Genomic DNA, 17,903 nt, shown 5'->3' with positions numbered 1-17,903 from the left:
CGCCAAACCTCATTAAATGGTACTCCCTGTATCTTTGAGTAATATCAATACCATGCTGTTGTTTTCCATCGCCCTAATTGTAGGGTTAATTTTGCTCGTAATGAGTTCCGACAAATTCATAGAACACTCTGCACTTGTAGCAGAGAAACTAAATGTAAATCCGATGATAATAGGGATTACATTAGTTGCCTTTGGCACATCTGCACCAGAAATGGTCGTTTCAGCCATTGCTGCACTTGATAACGCCCCTGAGATTGCAGTAGGAAACGTACTTGGCTCTAACATCGCTAACATCGCACTTGTCTTCGGCATCACATTACTATTCTCGGCAATTCCAATTGCCTCCGGACTGTCCACCAAAGAAGTTCCACTTGTATTAGCTATCACTCTGCTAGCAGGCTTTTTACTGTACGATCAGACCCTTGGTGTATGGGATGGCGTAATTCTTATCGCTGCTTTTATTATTATCCTGACAATATTGCTAAGAGGCAGTAAAGATTTAGAAAAAGATTTAAAAGAAGGCTTACCAGAAGACGATGGTTCCTCTGTCAGCAAATCCCTCATCATTGCACTAATCGGATTAGCTGTATTGATAGGAAGCTCTAAATTGCTGGTATGGGGAGCAATCGGTATTGCGACGGCCCTAGGCGTTAGCGAATTAGTAATAGGCCTCACTATTGTTGCGGTAGGCACCAGTTTACCCGAACTAGCCGCTTCCGTGAGCAGCGTAAGAAAAGGCCATCACGATATAGCAATTGGCAATATATTAGGATCAAACATCTTCAACTTGGCCACCGTATTACCACTACCGGCTCTTCTTGCTCCAGGGCTGGTAGATCAAAGCGTAATAAGCAGAGATTTCCCTTGGGTCTTAGGCCTAACAGTTGCTCTCGCTCTTGCCATTTTCATTTTCAAGAAAACGAAAAACAACAGCATCCCTAGATGGGTAGGCTTACCGCTTATTGCTTCTTATGGCGTTTATTTATTTATTATTAGCTCAAACGGTTCGGTGTAATGCTTTCGTTAAAAACACTAACAAAACCCAAAAGCCTTTTAATCATTGGGGCTACTTTAATAGTAGTAGCCTCTTTAGGGTGGTATGGGGCAACACCTATACAAAACCTTGTTCAAACAGACTCATTAAGCAGCTCTCCAGACTACTTTATCACCAAGGTAAAAGTTAAAGAGTTTGATGCTGACGGGCTTCTGATCGAAACACTGGATGCAGAACAAACACTGCACTACATAGCAAAATCAAGAACACTCTTAGAAACCCCTCACGTCGAGCGCTATTCAAAATCAGGTCATTGGAGCGCAAAAGCAGATAAAGGGGTTATTGAAGACGGAAGTAATGATATTCTATTAACCGAAAATGCCAGAGCGACTAAAAAATACCTTCAATCAGAAGATATAAAGCTAAGTGCAGATAACATACATTATTTAGATAAAGATCAATCACTAACCAGCTATGGAAATGCAACACTTATCTCCACTCAAGGAGAGACTTCTGCTGGAACTATTACAACATATATAAATTCAGAAGAAGTCGTGATGACAGGATCTGTACGAGGAAAATATGAAACGATTCATTAACGTCAGCGTGTTGCTTACTTCAGCCTTAATCGGCCAATACGCATACGCACTGCCTGAAGACACAACCAAACCATTAGAAATACAAGCTGATGAGGCATCATTCGACCAAAATTCAGGCGAAGCAATATACAAGGGCAATGTATTTGTTAAGCAAGGCACCATTGAAATTCAGGCCCAATACCTAAAAGTAACAACAGACGCTAAGACCCGAAAATTTAGCAGCCTAGAAGCCACAGGAAAACCTGCGAAATTCAGTCAGCAAATAGATTGGAGCGGCAACATTGTTATCAGTAAAGGCAATGAAATACATTATTTAACCAGTGAATCAAAATTAGAAATCATTGGTGATGGCTACCTAAGTAGAATGCAGAACTCCATCACCGCAGACTACATCCTCTATATGATTGATGACGGCACATTCAGTGCTGAGAAAAAAGATTCAGGGCGCGTATCAATGACCTTACAACCACAAGCGCCAAAAGATAAACAAGCACCTGAGAATAAAAAATAGATGGCACTACTAGAAGCAAAACACCTTGCGAAGAGCTACAAAAAACGCCAAGTCGTAAAGGATGTATCTATTTCCGTTGAGTCTGGCCAAGCCGTTGGCCTGCTTGGCCCTAATGGCGCGGGTAAGACCACCTGTTTTTATATGATAGTTGGCATGGTAGCAAACGACGCTGGCGGCATATTTATTGACGGCCAAGACATCACTCATGACGCCATGCATACTCGTGCTCAAAAAGGCATTGGCTACCTCCCTCAAGAGGCATCTATTTTTAGGAAAATGTCTGTAGAAGATAATATCCTAGCCATTTTAGAAACCCGCAAAAAGCTAACAAAAGCACAGCAACAAGAAAGGCTAGAAGAACTCTTAGAAGAGTTTCATATCACCCATATTCGCACCAACCTAGGAATGGCACTATCAGGAGGAGAAAGGCGCCGGGTTGAAATAGCGAGAGCGGTTGCCATGAACCCAAAATTCATCCTACTTGATGAACCCTTTGCTGGCGTAGACCCTATCTCAGTTGGTGACATAAAACACATAATCAAACATCTCCAAGAAAGTGGAATCGGTGTCTTAATTACCGATCACAATGTCAGAGAAACACTAGACATTTGTGATAAAGCTTACATTGTTGGTAATGGCTACATCATTGCATCTGGCGATGCCAGTACCGTCATCAACAATGAACAAGTAAAAAAGGTCTATTTAGGCGACGACTTCCGTCTGTAACCCCTTATCATTGCTGTAGAAAGGGAGTAGTATGCATAACTCGTTCCAATTCATTCAAATAGAAGAAAGAGTTGCTCTATGAAGCAGTCTTTACAATTAAAGCTTGGTCAACAGCTGACGATGACGCCACAACTGCAACAGGCTATTCGCTTGCTGCAGCTTTCTACGTTGGATTTAAAACAAGAAATTCATGAGTTTCTTGAATCGAACCCATTGCTTGAGCTCGACGACGACGAACAAATTCATCACGACATCCCTGCAAGCATAGAATCAAAAAGCGCTGCCGATACAACAGTCGACAATAATAGCGAAGAACCACGCGTAGAATCTGAGTGGACAGAAAGCATCCCTGAAGAACTATCCATAGATAGTAACTGGGATGATACCTATCAAAGTTCTGCAGCTGTCAGCGATCACAACAGCTACGAAGGCGATAGCGACTTCGAAAGCCGTAACGCACCAGCAGAAAGCATCCAAGACCATCTTATATGGCAATTAAATTTAACCCACATGTCAGATCGCGACATTGAAATCGCTTACGCCATCATTGAATGCGTTCAACCTGATGGCTATTTAAGCATTTCTCCCGATGACATCTGGGAATCTCTCGGCACTGAATTAGAAGATCTAGATATTGAAGAAGTCATTGCAGTGCAGCATAGATTGCAGCGCTTTGACCCGGTAGGCGTATGCTCAATTGACCTACGCGACTGCCTTCTTGTGCAACTAGAAGCATTCCAAAGCCACCCGCTGTATAAGAGCACATACAATCTTATTGATCATTACCTACCATTACTAGGTAATCGAGATTTTGCTCAGTTGAGCCGTAAGACAAAACTCAAAGACGAAGCGCTAAAAGAAGTCGTCAATTTGATTCAACAGCTCAACCCACGCCCAGGCTCAGTTATTGACGCTGACGACACGGACTACGTTATTCCTGATGTCACAGTGAAAAAACGCCATGACGTATGGCAAGTGGAACTAAATAATGACGCTTTGCCACCCATCAAAATCAATGAGACTTACTCAGCGATGGCTAGCACTGCAGCAGCAACAGCAGAAGATGTGACTTACATAAAAACATCTCTTCAAGAAGCAAAATGGTTCATGAAGAGCCTACAGAGCCGCAACGAAACTTTATTAAAAGTGGCAAGCTGCATTGTAAGTCGACAAATTGATTTCTTCGAACTAGGCGAAGAAGCCATGAAACCCATGGTTCTTCACGACGTTGCTGAAGAAGTAGGCATGCATGAGTCAACTATTTCCAGGGTAACAACTCAGAAATACATGCACACACCAAAAGGCATCTTTGAGCTGAAATACTTTTTCTCCAGCCATGTAAACACCGCCTCTGGCGGAGAATGTTCTTCTACCGCAATACGAGCTATGATTAAAAAGCTTGTATCGGATGAACCGGCGAAAAAACCGTTAAGCGATAACAAGCTAGCTGCTATTTTAGCAGACCAAGGCATACAGGTTGCTCGACGCACTGTAGCCAAATATCGAGAGGCGATGAACATCCCTCCTTCCAATGAACGAAAACGACTGATCTAAACGGAAACCATTTTATCATGTCCTTGAAATCATTATTAAAAGCGGAACTCGTTCTCGCAAAACAAGATATTGTTAGTAAAAAACGAGTACTTGAAAGCATTGCTGAAGTTGCTTCCAATCGACTACATTGTGACAACGAAGCTGTCTATGACGCACTACTAGGTCGTGAAAAGCTAGGAAGTACAGGCATAGGCAACGGCATAGCTATTCCACACTGTCGCCTAGAATCTGCAAACCATACCGCTATTGTCGTTATGTCATTGCAAACTCCGATTGATTTCGATTCCATCGATAAAAGAGCGGTAGACTTAATATTTGCATTAATTGTTCCACCTCATGAGTGCGATCAACACCTTGCAACACTAGCTCAAATAGCAGAACTTGCTCAATCTCCAGAAGCACTGGACAAATTGCGCACAGCACAGACCAATGAAGAACTATTCAATATATTTGAATCACTAATATAGGAAAAAAGCATGCAGGAAGAGTCCGTCACGATCATAAATAAACTTGGCTTGCATGCTCGCGCTGCTGGCAAATTGGTTGAAACAACCACTCGCTTTTCTTGCGATATCACCATAGAAAAAGATAGCCGAAATGTTGACGGAAAAAGCATCATGGCGATGATGATGCTTGCTGCCGGCAAAGGCACAGAAATTCGCATCAAAACCAATGGTGAAGACGAGTTAGATGCAATAAAAGCGGTAATAGAATTAATAAATAATCGTTTTGGTGAAGACGAGTAAGACTTATATGTCAGAGCAAAACACTCTAAATCACCTCCAAACGGTCACCGAATCGCTCGAATCCGGTACCACCATGCAAATCCGTTATTTACTTAACGGCGCTTTGCCCGCACAGGATGTTGCTCGTCTATTAGAGTCTTCTCCTCCCAAAGAGCGTAAGCTTCTTTGGGAGTTAATAGAAGCCAAGAATGAAGGCGAAGTACTTCAATATCTAAGCGAAGATATTGGCGTACAATTCATGAAAAACATGGATACAGAGCGACTTATCGCCGTATCCGAACATTTTGAAAGCGATGACCTAGCCGACTTACTACAACACCTACCAGAAAAGGTCGTAAAAGAAGTTCTTGCGTCAATGTCCACGCAAGACAGAACAAGAGTTGAAGCACTATTAAGCTACTCGGAAGATTCTGCCGGCGGCTTGATGAATACGGACACCATCACCATACGTCCAAATATTACCGTCGATCTGGTGTTTCGCTATTTACGCAGGCACTCAACACTACCAGACATGACAGACAACTTACTTGTTGTCAGCCGTTCAGATCGCCTTTTAGGAATACTTCCACTTACCAAACTACTGGTATCAGATATTAGCGCAACAGTGCGCGATATCATGGAAACAGAATTCACCGTCATTGACGCAGAAACGCCTGCCAGCGAAGTCGCGCAGCTTTTTGAAAAAATGGACCTAGTATCCGCTCCCGTTATTGACAGCAAAACTAAAAAACTACTTGGCCGCATCACCATCGATGACGTTGTAGACGTTATCCGTGACGAAGCCGAACACTCCATGTTAAGCATGGCGGGTCTTGATGATGACGAAGATACCTTCGCGCCTATCATGAAAACCACCAAGCGACGTGCAGTTTGGCTTGGCATAAACCTAATAACCGCCTTTACAGCGTCTTACGTTATTGGCTTATTCCAAGAGACACTAGACCAGGTTGTTGCATTAGCCATACTCATGCCGATTGTTGCTAGCATGGGCGGCATTGCAGGCTCTCAAGTGCTCACACTGGTCATTCGTGGTATCGCACTAAATCAGATAGGCTCTACCAATACTCGCTGGCTACTTAATAGAGAGCTCATTGTTGGACTCATAAATGGCCTCCTTTGGGCAACGGTTATCGCTGCACTCACCGCACTTTGGTTTGACAACATCAAGATTGCCTATATCATTGCGGGCGCCATCATAATAAATCTGCTATTTGCAGCAGCCACTGGTACACTTCTGCCAATTCTACTAAAAAAAATTGGCATCGACCCTGCCCTAGCAGGCAGCGTAATTTTGACTACCGTGACCGACGTGGTTGGATTTCTATCCTTCCTTGGTCTCGCTACTATTTTTCTAATATAGGTTCCCATGACAGACTTTGATCAATTTGAAAACAACGACGAAGAAATCCCTAAGAGCAAAACCCAGATCAAGCGTGAAATGGAAGCCCTGCAAGATCTTGGAAAAAAACTACTAGGCTTAAGCAAAAATCAGCTTAAAAAAGTGGAAATGTCTGACACTCTACGCGAAGCATTCGTTGAAGCTGGCCGCATAAAGCAACATGAAGCCATGAGAAGACACTTGCAATACATCGGCAAGGTAATGCGCACAGAAGACCATGAAGCCATAGCGCACCGTGTAGCGCTTTTCGATTCCACTTCTGCTGCTTACAACAAGCTATTTCATCAGCTTGAGATTAAACGCGACATGCTAATTGGCGAGAACAGCAAAGAAGTACTGTCTGAATACTTAGCAGAAAACCCACAGATTGAAGACATTCAACTACTTAGACAGCTTATTCGCCAATCTCAGAAAGAAGTGTCACAAGAAGGAAATACCACAAACCGTAAAAAGCTTTTCCGTTTCTTACGTGAAGCCGAAGAAAAGCGCCTTGGTTTAATGGAATAACCTTAAACTCAAGTCCAAAGTTCGACGCTATACATTGATAATGGCGTATCCGTACACAAAAAAGCCCGTCTTTGAACTGACCCCATAAAGTTGGACTCTATTCTAAGCGGCTTTCAAGGCCTGATTTCGATACGCTATCGGACTCAGGCCTTTTAGTTTCTGCTTAATTCGATCGTTGTTGTAATACTCGATGTATTCTCTGATTGCTTCAATCAGTTCATCTGCATTTCTAAACTTTTCATTGTGGTACATCTCTGTCTTTAAAATACCGAAGAAGTTCTCAGCGACAGCATTGTCTAAGCAGTTTCCTTTTCTAGACATACTTTGAGATAGCCCTTGAGCCCTAATCTGTGCCTGATACGCTTGGTTCTGATATTGCCAACCTTGATCTGAGTGGATAATCGGCCTCTCGTTCTTACTCAGCTTGCTAATCGCGCTCTTCAACATGTCTGTGACCAATGGTAACGCGACTGACTTCCTCACTTCATAACTCACTACTTCCTGATTGAATAAGTCGATCACTGGCGAGAGATAAACTTTCTGGTTGTCGACTTTAAACTCGGTCACGTCTGTCACCCACTTTTGGTTGGGCTTCTCTGCATGGAACTTTCTTTCAAGTAGGTCTGGAGCCACTTTCCCAACAAGGCCACGATAGGATTTATAGCGCTTAGGTCGCACCTTAGATTTCAGCCCTTGCTCAATCATCAGTCGTTGAACACGCTTGTGGTTCACTTGGATTCCATCATTTCTTAGAGCATAGGTAATCCTACGATATCCATATCGCCCCTTATGAGCATGGAATATATCGTAAATCTTTTGTTTCAGGTCCTGGTCCGGATCCAGTAGCGTCACAGAAGCTCGATGATAATAATAGACACTTCGAGCCAGCCCAGTCGCTTTCAGGAGCCATTGTAACGGGTGCTTTGCCTTGAGCTCAGTAACGATTAACGCTTTTTCTTTGCTTGTTCCTGTTTGGCCTGAGCCAAGGCTTTCAACTTTTTTAGTACAGCATTCTCAGCACGAAGATATTCAAGCTCTTCTCTTAGCTCTTTTTCTGTCATCTGTTCAGCAGGCTTAGTTTTAGAAGAGTGAGTGGCCATACGAGGTCTACCTTTTTTCTGTGGTTTGAGTCGAGATATACCTTCGCAAGCATAGAGTTTTTGCCATTGAAATAATATGCCTGAAGATGATAAATCGAAGTAGGCACTTGTATAGGTTAAAGACCACTCATTCATATGCATCGTTTTAAGTGCTTTAAGCTTAAAGGATTGGGTATATGACATTTGTTTGTGTAAAAAACTGCTTTCACCATGAATACGATACACTTGAGACCAGTAACGAACTTGTCTCGAGTCAACACCGAATTGACGCGCAATCATTCTTGAGCTTTGGTGCTGAGATAACTTTGCTAAATAGAGTTTGAATGCTCTGTGATATTTGGACATAAAAAGACCCCCAGTAATTGGAATGTCCAACTATTGGGGGTCAGTTCACTTTAAGATGGGCTTTTTTATGCCCACTCCCTACTAAAAACTAACGCCCACAAAAACTCGAACTCGCCGTGCAATTTATTGTCTTAGTCTACAGCGATAAGGCATGCCATAATTTATACCAATAACGTCCATCATAGTGACAGGAGAACAAGTCTTATGAGTAAACCATACAACAAGCTTACACCTGTAGAAGCTAGTGTAATCCTTGATAAAGGCACCGAACGTCCATTTACTGGCGAATACACCGACACAATGGAAGGCGGCCTGTATGTTTGTCGCCAATGCGAAGCGCCGCTTTACACCTCAGAACACAAATTCATTTCTCACTGCGGCTGGCCAAGTTTTGACGACGAAATCCCCAATGCTGTAAAACGCGTACCAGATGCCGATGGCCGCCGCATAGAAATCGTCTGCGCAAACTGCGAAGGCCACCTAGGCCACGTATTTGAAGGAGAAAGACTCACAGAAAACAACATCCGCCATTGCGTTAACTCCATCTCAATGAAGTTCGTAAGCCAAGGCTGATCACTTAGCCCAAGCGCTAAAACAATAAAACCGTCCAACTGGCGGTTTTATTGTTTCTACAACTGTTTTATTGGTGGCGTCTGAAACACAAAAAAAATCACCTGAAGCTGGTACTTTAAAAACAAGACAAGCAAGCTCTTAAGTCATGACCCTCTTACTAAATGTGTAAAACTTGGCACTGAACGATCAAGCTTTATTAGCAAATCTTCGACTGTGATCTCCGGATCTTTATAGTTCCCTTACATCGAATCTGACTCTTGTTCAAAGTTAGTAATTAAACTAAGAGTCTCTTCTCTTGATCCCTTGGCACTAGAAAGCTTCTCCTTGAATAGCAGTACATCTGCCATTTTTACACGATGATGTGCGCTCTACTTCTTGCTTTATCTTATCTAAGGCGACGTAAATAAAAACGAGATATTGAAGCACCAGATATCATAATAATCTCTTAAATATCTTTTGGCACTCGTGCAACGACATGTGCGCTTTCTTGTAAACGAGATGTCTTATAACTTTCTCCTTGGCCGAACAAATAATAACATTTAGTGTCCGCCAAACCTGTACCTATTAAAAATGGGAATCTATCTATATATCAAATTCTCTTTCAGTAATCTGTGTAAATTTAGGAAAATTATTGAAAAAGCAAACGATAACGATTATTATCATTAACTTTAATATTTTATATGGAAGTTGAGCACCCATGAAACCGAATATAAATCTGACATCCCTACTTCTTTTGGCGACCACCACCCCATTCTCGATCGCTTCAATTGCACAAGATATCAGTACCTCTGTAGAGCTGGAGGCAGTAAAAGTTACTGCCACTCGCCAGGGCATGGAAGTCAAAGAACTCGCCCACTCTGTTACAGTGATTGACCGCCAGCAGATAGAAAATCAGTATCAGACCGCCAGTAACCTAGGCGAGATTCTTGCCAAAACAGTTCCTGGAATGGCGCCTGCTAGCAAGACTTTAACTAACTATAATCAAAGCATTCGTGGTCGAAATCTTCTAGTGCTGATCGACGGCATTCCTCAAAATACCAATCGAAACGTCAGTCGTGATTTGATGAACATCGATGTTGCTAATATCGAACGAATCGAAGTCTTACGCGGCGGTAGCGCTGTTTACGGCAGCGGCGCGGCAGGCGGAGTAGTCAACATAGTAACACGTCAGAATGAGCATAAAGCCACCAGCACTATTGGACTAAAAAGCGCCCTTTCCGAACTAGATAGTGACGGTCTCAGTTATCGAGGAGAGCAGTATGTTGCCAATGGAGATGAAAATTTCGACTACAACTTCAACCTAGCATGGGAAAGCACTAACTCCTTCTTTGATGCTGACGGAGACCGCATCGCTCCTGAACCTAGCCAAGGTGACATGTCCGATACGAATAGCTTGAGTTTAGCCGGTAAAGCACGCTGGTTTACAAAAAAAGGCACCTTTACTCTGTCAGCGAATCACTTTGACGCGGAGCAAGATTCAGATTATGCTTCCGCCCCTTCGGTCGCAGCCCTACCTGCAGGGAGTGTTAAAGCTCAGGCGATTCCAGGCTTACAGCTAGACAAGCAAAACCGCACCCGCAACACCTTATTAAATTTAGCATGGGAAATGGATAAGACTCAGCTAGGTAGCCTTGATGCTCAAGTTTATTACCGGGATTATCACGCTCGTTTCACACCTTTTGATGGACGGACTATCAGTACATGGAATTCCTTAGCCCAGAGCTACCTAAACAGTGAAAGTATGGGGAGCCGTTTAACATTTAATACAGACCTTACTAAGGCGAGCCGTTTGCGCTGGGGTCTAGATATGAATCGGGAAAAATCAGAAATGCCTGTGACGACTTTTGATGGCACAGCTTATGATAATAGCAACGGAACGGTCTTTATCGACACTGGGGACCGAGTCTTTGTACCGCCCATTACACAAGACAATATCGGCGCGTTCGCACAGTTTGAAAGCAATTTGACAAATGACTTACGCTGGGAAACAGGGGCTCGCTATGAGTATGTCTCAGCTTCATTTAATGATTTCACGACCCTTGGTCAGGGCAACACTATTCATGGTGGTGATGTTAGTTACGATGATTTCTTGTTTAACACTGGCCTGATTTACTTTATAAATGACTCCACAGAATTATACGGAAATTTTTCCCAAGGTTTTGAACTCCCAGACATAGGCCTGCAACTCCGTTATGCAGCTAATGGTTTCGACATCACAAACTCCGAGTTAAAGCCCATTAAAACGGACAATTTCGAAATTGGGATGCGCAATGATTGGGGGGATACGCAGACTAGCATTGCCGTATTCTACAGCACATCAGATTTAGGGCAGACCACGATTCAGAATCTTTCGCTGGCACTGCCTCGCTCTGAAGAGCGTATCTATGGACTTGAGCTGACAATGGACCATCAGCTTGATGACAACTGGAAATTGGGAGGCTTGTTAACGTGGACGGAAGGTAAGCGTTATGACGAAAGCGCTGGTCGTTGGAAAGCTCTGAACGGCTACCGTATTGCGCCACTCCAAGTGCACGCCTACACAGAGTACTCACCGAACAATCAATGGTTCCATCGCCTGCAGGTGAACTACAGCGGTGCTCGTGATGACGCCTTTGAAGATAAAATTGGCTTTGGCAGCAATAAAGTTGATGCTTACACGACAGTTGATTACAGCGCTCGCTATCATGTGGCAGCACACACGCTTAGTTTAGGTATTGAGAATCTGTTCAACGAAGATTACTACACGGTATATGGCCAGTTGCTTCGCAATGGCAACAACCAAAGCCATGTCTCTGCATCAGGTACTACTGTAAAAGCCAGTTATCAATACCAATGGTAAGAACAACCATCATCTTAGCCCTCTCTCTAATGCTGTCGACTTGCCTGTATTCGGCTGACACAGTACTTAGCAACTGCTTCCCAGTGAGTCATTCACTGGGAAGCAGTTGCGTTAGCCCAAACCCCATGCGAGTGGTGGTATTAGACACTGGAGAGCTCGATATTGCCCTGGCCCTGGGGGTGACGCCAATCGCTGCGACCACCCCTTATCAAGTTGGCAATTTTCCAGACTATCTACCTCTAGAAGGCATCGAGCTTATTTCCCTAGGCGTGGTACAAGAGCCAGATCTAGAACGACTCATGACATTAAAGCCAGACCTTATTCTTGGCAGTCGGCTGCGCCATGGCAGACTCTACCCGTTGCTATCATCCATCGCGCCTACGGTATTTACCGATAAAGTGGGGGCGACATGGGCCGATAATGTGCGCCTCTTTGCTAAAGCATTAAACCGAGAAAATACTGCCGAGGCGTTACTCAATAAAATCGACCACCACTGCCAACAAATACTAGCGGAATACGAAATAAAGGGGCGTCCCGAATTATCGATCGTACGATCACTACAAACCCACATTAGGCTCTACCTGCCCGACTCGTTCATCGGTTCGGTTATGGCGCGCTGTGGCTTACAGCGCCCTAGCTCGCAGTCTGGTCCCGGCTTCGCTCGACGACTACGCTCGCCGGAACAGATCGATTTACTAGACGGTGATATAGTGCTGCTAAGTGAATATTCCCCTAAGCAGGGATCATTGGCGCGTCGATGGCAGCGAACGCCCTTCTGGTCGCGACTAGAAGGGCATCTCTACAAGATAGATGACAGCTACTGGATGCTAGGCATAGGCCCTCTTGCTGTTGAGCATATTCTAGATGATTTGGAGCAGATTATTCATGACTATCCTATCAACTGAGCGCAGCCTATTCTTCCTGCTGATCGCTCTTCTTACGTTACCTCCCGCTATATTGCTCGCTGGGGAACACGGTTACAGCGCTATGTCCCTATTAAGTTTGCTGCGTGGTGATACAACGAGCATAAGCGATATGGATTATTTGGTGCTGACCGAGCTACGCCTTCCTAGGCTATTCGCTGGGTTGCTGGTGGGCGCAGCACTTGGCTGTGCTGGCTGTCTACTACAGCGAATGACGGCCAATCCGCTAGCAAGCCCTGGGTTACTTGGCCTTAATCAGGGGGCAGCGTTAGGGTTAGTCTGCCTAATCATTTCCCCTTTGCCATTCCTACCTCTGTATGCCTTTATCGCGGCATTAAGTGGGGCATTCTTGGCAATGGTCTTAGTATTCGGCGTGGTAAGGATTACAACCGGAGCGATTGCAGCGGAAAACCTATTATTGTTTGGCGCTTTACTCAGCACACTGTTTGGCGCTTTGACCACCGTTGCCCTCATACTCGATCAACACGCACTCGATGCCATCCGTTTTTGGCTAGCAGGCTCTTTATCCTTGATTGAAAGAAGCCAGATTGGCCCTTTAGCGGCTCTTGTATTAACCGGACTGATACTTGCTGTATTTTCAACTCGATCATTACAGCTACTGGAATCCGGTCACGATACCGCACGTGGTCTAGGTGCCAATCCACGCACGATCTTAATCATGGTCAGCGCCATTATTCTGATATTAACCGCGACGTCAGTAGCCGTTAGTGGCCCTATTCTGTTTATTGGTCTAATCGTGCCGCATCTTGCACGCCTTTGGATTGGCGAACGGATACTTGATCAGCTTCTGGGAAGTACACTTCTGGGCGCTTTGCTACTACCGTTAGCGGATTTCGCCGTATTTCTGTTAGACAGTGATGACCGAATCCCGCCAGGCGTAGCACTTGCGATACTCGGAGTGCCTTGGTTTATGTGGTTAGTAAAAAGGAGATATCGAAACCAATGAGCATACGACTCACACCGACATTCTGCCTAGGCTTATTACTACCAATACTCGCACTCTGTATGCTAAACGGTAGCATCGATACATTGCCGCTCTTTATGGAGCAACAGCAGCGACAACTGATGATGCAGATTATCACCGAATTACGACTACCAAGAGTGATCGTGGCAGCTCTAGTCGGAGCAGGATTAGGTATGGCTGGCCTGTTACTGCAAACACTTTCCGGCAATCGGCTCGCAGATCCCAGTATTATTGGCGTGAATCAGGGCGCAGCGCTCGCGGTCGTACTGGGTATCCTCATCATGCCAGAAATGCCACCTCAATGGCTGCCGCTACTGGGAGTCGCTGGCGGCCTAACAAGTGTGATTGCGCTATGGCGATTGTGTCGTGGGACCCCCCCTATTGCGTTAATCCTGATGGGGGTCGGCCTCAGTAGTTTACTAGGTGCACTCATCGGTTGCCTATTGATTCTGTCAGAAACACAACAATTGGCGATGGTTATGACTTGGCTCTCAGGAAGCTTTGCTTCTACCAATCACAGCACCTTGGTTAGCACACTTGTTTGGTCGTCAGTTCTGCTTCCTGCCTCTTGGCTACTCTGTCAAAGGCTTGGTCCTTTACTACTTGATCCACTCAGTTCTAGAATGCTTGGGGCGCGAACAGGGGCGATAGAAGGCCTGTGCTTGTTGATGGCCTGTGCTCTTGGTGCTGTGGCAGTGGCTGCGTCCGGCACACTTGGCTTCGTCGGCTTACTAGCTCCACATCTCGCCCGATTACTGCATCCTCCTCATCCAGAAAGGCTGGCCCTCCCGGTTCTGATATACGGTGCGCTCTTAACGATGCTAGCTGACCTATTGGGGCGCAGCCTATTCGCTCCAGTACAGTTACCTGCAGGGTTAATGCTGGCGATGTTAGGCGTACCGGTATTTATTCTACTGCTACTTTGGCAGCAACGTATTCGCGGATAATGACTTCATGAATAATCATACGATTCGAGCTACAGACTTAAAAGTAGGATATCGCGGGACTCCGCTGATAGAAGAAGCCCTGTTTACCATTCCTGCTGGGTGCATTACCGTTTTATTGGGAGCTAACGGCTGCGGGAAGTCGACCTTACTGAAATCCTTAGCAGGTTTACACCCCTTGCAGGGAGGGCAAGTTTGGATAGGAGACTGGCAACAATCTGCAACTTCCGCTCGGCAAATGGCTAGACGGCTTGCCTTTTTGCCTCAACACCCAACAGCACCGGACACGCTTACGGTTGAAGAATTAGTTATGATGGGGCGCTATCCTCACCGACGAGCATTACTCCCCCCTTCTACCAAAGATCGAACTGCCGTGGCAGAAGCTCTTAAACAAACCAAGATTCAAGATCTAGCAAAGCGTTCTATCGGGGCATTGTCAGGAGGACAGAGACAACGAGCTTGGTTGGCCATGGTTTTGGCCCAAGAAACCGATATTCTCATGCTAGATGAACCCACGAGCTATCTAGATTTGAGCCATCAGTATGACCTACTCAATCTCATTCGGCAGCTCAATCTAGACCATGGGAAAACGCTCGTACTGGTTCTCCATGACCTAAACCAAGCCTTTGAGTTTGCCGATCACCTGATTTATATGAAAAAAGGTAAAATCATGGCGCAAGGCTCACCAACTGAAACGGTAACACCAGCGCTGATCGAAGATATATTTGATTTAAGCTGTGACATCCTGCCACACCCGCAGGCTTCCTGTCCGCTGTTAATTCCCTTAGCAAACCGCCATGGTATGCTAAGATCCGTTACAAAATTAGAAACAGTCTAACTCAGATAACTTCCTCCAAACCTTCCGCTGCTGCGTTGTTACAGCCCATTAAAGTCGCTGTAACTTCGCACCTAGGCGTCAGTGCCAAACCTCTCTAGCCCTAGGCAAACATATAAAACTTATAACCTTACAACTAAAAACTATTGATAATCATTATCATCTTCATTAATATTCAATGATCACAACATGGATAAGGTGAGAAAAAATGATCAAAGAAAATATGGCAAGCTGCATCGGAAACACTCCATTAGTTCGACTTTCAAAGGTATTTTCAGATAGTGATGTGACTGTCTTAGCTAAATTGGAGCTAATGAACCCTGGTGGGAGCATCAAGGATCGACCTGCAATGTATATGCTAGACGCAGGAGTTCAAACAGGCACCATCAAACATGACAGTCATATCATTGAAAGCTCATCAGGCAACCTAGCTATAGCGCTTGCAATGATATGCAAGATGAAAGGCCTCAACTTCACTGCGGTTGTCGATCCTAAAATTTCGCCAACCAACCTCAAAATTCTAAAACTTTTTGATGCAAACATCGTGATCGTTTCTGAAAAAGATGAGAATGATGGCTACCTATTGACTCGAATTAATACAGTTAAACAACTCCTCAAATCAATCAGGAAAGCGGTTTGGATCAACCAATACGCAAACCCAGATAACTGGCGCAGTCATTACTATGGGGAAGGCAGCGAAATTCTAAATCAAATCGATCAAAAAATTGATTATCTGGTTATCGGAGCAAGCACGTCAGGGACGCTAATGGGGGTATCCCGACGCCTTAAAGAAGCATTCCCTGATATGAAGGTAATTGCGGTCGATATTATTGGTTCAGTCTTATTTGGAGGTAAGTCTGAGCCTCGAGAAATTCCAGGTATCGGCGCTAGCCGCGTTCCTGAACTTCTCTCAATAAATGAAGTAGATCAAGTGGTTTATGTCGACGATTTTGAATCAGCATTAGGCTGCCGTCGTTTGATCGCTGAAGAAGGAATTTTTGCTGGTGGCTCAAGCGGTTCAGTAATTTCTGCAATCGAAAAAATTCTTCCTAATATTCCAGCTGGTAAATGTGTTTTAACACTACTACCCGATCGCGGAGACCGCTATCTAGATCTCGTATATGACGACTCATGGTTCAAGATGGTACGTGAACGCCATTTCAATAAACAAGAAAACATCCAGCAAAAAGACCCAATTGAATAATAAGGAGATTCATCATGACTCAAGCAGCTACACTTCGTTATCTCAGTCAGTCAGACCTTCGAGAACTAGGCGCCAATCATAGTAATGCTTTTATTGAAGCGATCGAAGAAGGATTGAAACTGCATGCGGATGGAAATTTCGTTCAACCGCTTAAGCCTTATCTACGTTGGCAAAGCGCTGATCATATTGCCGATCGCATTATTGCAATGCCTTGCTATCTAGGTGGCGATAATCCTATTGCAGGTATTAAATGGATCGGATCGCGTCAACACAATCCTACTAAATTCAACCTTCCTCGTGCCAGCGCTCTTATCATTCTGAATGATGCTCAAACCAATTATCCAGTAGCAGTAATGGAAGCAAGCTTAATCAGTTCCATGCGTACAGCGGCAATCACTGGGGTAGCAACAAAATATCTCGCCAAGAAAAACTTCGCTGATATCTCAATCATTGGCTGTGGCCCTATTGGACAGATGCAAGTTAAAACCCTTCTTGAGCAGTTCTCTCAAATCAAAACGATACATCTTTTTGATGTAAATATGTCCGCTGCAGACAAGTTAATTTCCCAGTTCGCTACAGACTTCCCAGCTACCAAGTTTTCAATCCACGAATCGGCACAGTCTGCCATTGAGCAGGCCGATGTATTGGTGACATGTACTGTCTCAGAAAAACCATACATCCCATTCGAGTGGCTTAAGAAAGGTTGTTTCGTTTCCAACATCTCGATCATGGATATTGAGCGTGATGTCTTTCTGAAAGCTGACAAAGTAGTGGTCGACGATTGGGACCAATCGAATCGAGAAAAAAAAGTGATCAATCTGCTAGTTGAAGATGGGTTATTTAGCCGAGAACAACTACATGCTGAGCTAGGTGAAATCATCTTAGGTAACATCAGGGGCCGCGAAACTGACGATGAAATAATCCTCCTCAACCCGATGGGGATGGCGATCGACGACATCGTTTGCGCTCGCTGGTTTTACCAAGCTGCTGAGAGCAAGAATGCCGGTACTGAATTAGCGCTGTTCTAGGAGAAATAACTATGTTGCACCAGCTTTACGCCGATCAACTTCAAAAACTGATTGATGCTCTCTATATGGAAAATTTCAACGATTTTCATAG

The 17,903-nt window shown here is 44.5% G+C and carries 19 protein-coding genes; 17 read left to right on the top strand and 2 right to left on the bottom strand.

The features are described from left to right. The first annotated feature begins 34 nt into the window (after nt 1–34). The 9 genes from B6N13_RS13220 (at nt 35) to yjgA (ending at nt 7,036) form a co-directional block, all read left to right on the top strand. On the top strand, nt 35–1,015 hold the full coding sequence (locus tag B6N13_RS13220) for a calcium/sodium antiporter (RefSeq protein ID WP_348981546.1): 981 nt from the start codon (nt 35–37) through the stop codon (nt 1,013–1,015). After that, the gene (lptC, locus tag B6N13_RS13215) at nt 1,015–1,593 is read left to right on the top strand and encodes an LPS export ABC transporter periplasmic protein LptC (protein ID WP_169459594.1); all 579 of its coding nucleotides are present in this window, start codon (nt 1,015–1,017) and stop codon (nt 1,591–1,593) included. Before B6N13_RS13220 ends, lptC begins: the two co-directional genes overlap by 1 nt. Further along, nucleotides 1,577–2,104, top strand: a complete 528-nt coding sequence (lptA, locus tag B6N13_RS13210; RefSeq protein WP_072839852.1) for a lipopolysaccharide transport periplasmic protein LptA — start codon at nt 1,577–1,579, stop codon at nt 2,102–2,104. The genes lptC and lptA overlap by 17 nt, the downstream gene beginning before the upstream one ends. Continuing rightward, complete coding sequence (lptB, locus tag B6N13_RS13205) at nt 2,105–2,830, top strand: LPS export ABC transporter ATP-binding protein (RefSeq protein ID WP_012070118.1); 726 nt, start codon at nt 2,105–2,107, stop codon at nt 2,828–2,830. 78 nt (nt 2,831–2,908) lie between these two features. After that, nucleotides 2,909–4,384 (top strand): RNA polymerase factor sigma-54, encoded by a 1,476-nt coding sequence (locus tag B6N13_RS13200; RefSeq protein WP_072839851.1) that lies wholly within the window; start codon nt 2,909–2,911, stop codon nt 4,382–4,384. A gap of 17 nt (nt 4,385–4,401) precedes the next feature. Beyond that, complete coding sequence (gene ptsN / locus B6N13_RS13195; protein WP_012070120.1) at nt 4,402–4,851, top strand: PTS IIA-like nitrogen regulatory protein PtsN; 450 nt, start codon at nt 4,402–4,404, stop codon at nt 4,849–4,851. A gap of 9 nt (nt 4,852–4,860) precedes the next feature. After that, nucleotides 4,861–5,130 carry an HPr family phosphocarrier protein gene (locus tag B6N13_RS13190; RefSeq protein WP_012070121.1) on the top strand — a complete coding sequence of 90 codons (270 nt, stop codon included), beginning with the start codon at nt 4,861–4,863 and terminating at the stop codon, nt 5,128–5,130. Between the two features lie 7 nt (nt 5,131–5,137). Then, nucleotides 5,138–6,490: a magnesium transporter gene (gene mgtE, locus B6N13_RS13185; protein WP_072839850.1), complete on the top strand. Its 1,353-nt coding sequence runs from the start codon at nt 5,138–5,140 to the stop codon at nt 6,488–6,490. Nucleotides 6,491–6,496: 6 nt separating this feature from the next. Next, nucleotides 6,497–7,036 (top strand): ribosome biogenesis factor YjgA, encoded by a 540-nt coding sequence (gene yjgA / locus B6N13_RS13180; RefSeq protein WP_072839849.1) that lies wholly within the window; start codon nt 6,497–6,499, stop codon nt 7,034–7,036. Between the two features lie 102 nt (nt 7,037–7,138). On the opposite strand, the gene B6N13_RS13175 is transcribed toward yjgA, so the two are convergent. Together B6N13_RS13175 and B6N13_RS13170 are read right to left on the bottom strand one after the other, a co-directional pair. Continuing rightward, a complete protein-coding gene (locus tag B6N13_RS13175; protein ID WP_348981548.1) occupies nt 7,139–7,981 on the bottom strand; it encodes an IS3 family transposase in 843 nt (280 codons plus the stop codon). Then, nucleotides 7,981–8,481, bottom strand: coding sequence for a helix-turn-helix domain-containing protein (locus B6N13_RS13170; RefSeq protein WP_169459593.1), 501 nt, complete (start codon nt 8,479–8,481; stop codon nt 7,981–7,983). The genes B6N13_RS13175 and B6N13_RS13170 overlap by 1 nt, the downstream gene beginning before the upstream one ends. 204 nt (nt 8,482–8,685) lie before the next feature. On the opposite strand from B6N13_RS13170, the gene B6N13_RS13165 reads away from it, so the two are divergent. From B6N13_RS13165 to sbnB, 8 genes are all read left to right on the top strand, one after another. Then, nucleotides 8,686–9,054: a methionine-R-sulfoxide reductase gene (locus tag B6N13_RS13165; RefSeq protein ID WP_072839848.1), complete on the top strand. Its 369-nt coding sequence runs from the start codon at nt 8,686–8,688 to the stop codon at nt 9,052–9,054. 697 nt (nt 9,055–9,751) lie between these two features. After that, complete coding sequence (locus tag B6N13_RS13160) at nt 9,752–11,893, top strand: TonB-dependent receptor (protein WP_169459592.1); 2,142 nt, start codon at nt 9,752–9,754, stop codon at nt 11,891–11,893. Then, the gene (locus B6N13_RS13155) at nt 11,887–12,798 is read left to right on the top strand and encodes an iron-siderophore ABC transporter substrate-binding protein (RefSeq protein WP_100188422.1); all 912 of its coding nucleotides are present in this window, start codon (nt 11,887–11,889) and stop codon (nt 12,796–12,798) included. The genes B6N13_RS13160 and B6N13_RS13155 overlap by 7 nt, the downstream gene beginning before the upstream one ends. Next, nucleotides 12,779–13,783 carry an iron ABC transporter permease gene (locus B6N13_RS13150; RefSeq protein WP_157789928.1) on the top strand — a complete coding sequence of 335 codons (1,005 nt, stop codon included), beginning with the start codon at nt 12,779–12,781 and terminating at the stop codon, nt 13,781–13,783. Before B6N13_RS13155 ends, B6N13_RS13150 begins: the two co-directional genes overlap by 20 nt. Further along, on the top strand, nt 13,780–14,748 hold the full coding sequence (locus tag B6N13_RS13145; protein WP_169459590.1) for an iron ABC transporter permease: 969 nt from the start codon (nt 13,780–13,782) through the stop codon (nt 14,746–14,748). The genes B6N13_RS13150 and B6N13_RS13145 overlap by 4 nt, the downstream gene beginning before the upstream one ends. A 7-nt stretch (nt 14,749–14,755) precedes the next feature. After that, the gene (locus tag B6N13_RS13140; protein ID WP_169459589.1) at nt 14,756–15,583 is read left to right on the top strand and encodes an ABC transporter ATP-binding protein; all 828 of its coding nucleotides are present in this window, start codon (nt 14,756–14,758) and stop codon (nt 15,581–15,583) included. A 205-nt stretch (nt 15,584–15,788) separates the two neighbouring features. After that, nucleotides 15,789–16,784, top strand: coding sequence for a 2,3-diaminopropionate biosynthesis protein SbnA (gene sbnA, locus B6N13_RS13135; protein WP_100188426.1), 996 nt, complete (start codon nt 15,789–15,791; stop codon nt 16,782–16,784). A gap of 14 nt (nt 16,785–16,798) precedes the next feature. After that, on the top strand, nt 16,799–17,812 hold the full coding sequence (sbnB, locus tag B6N13_RS13130) for a 2,3-diaminopropionate biosynthesis protein SbnB (RefSeq protein ID WP_100188427.1): 1,014 nt from the start codon (nt 16,799–16,801) through the stop codon (nt 17,810–17,812). Nucleotides 17,813–17,903 lie beyond the last annotated feature (91 nt).

The organism is Marinomonas sp. UCMA 3892, assembly GCF_012726345.1.
Lineage (GTDB): Bacteria > Pseudomonadota > Gammaproteobacteria > Pseudomonadales > Marinomonadaceae > Marinomonas.
The sequence above is the reverse complement of the archived record's forward strand: the minus strand, read 5'-3'. Positions and strand labels throughout refer to the sequence as shown.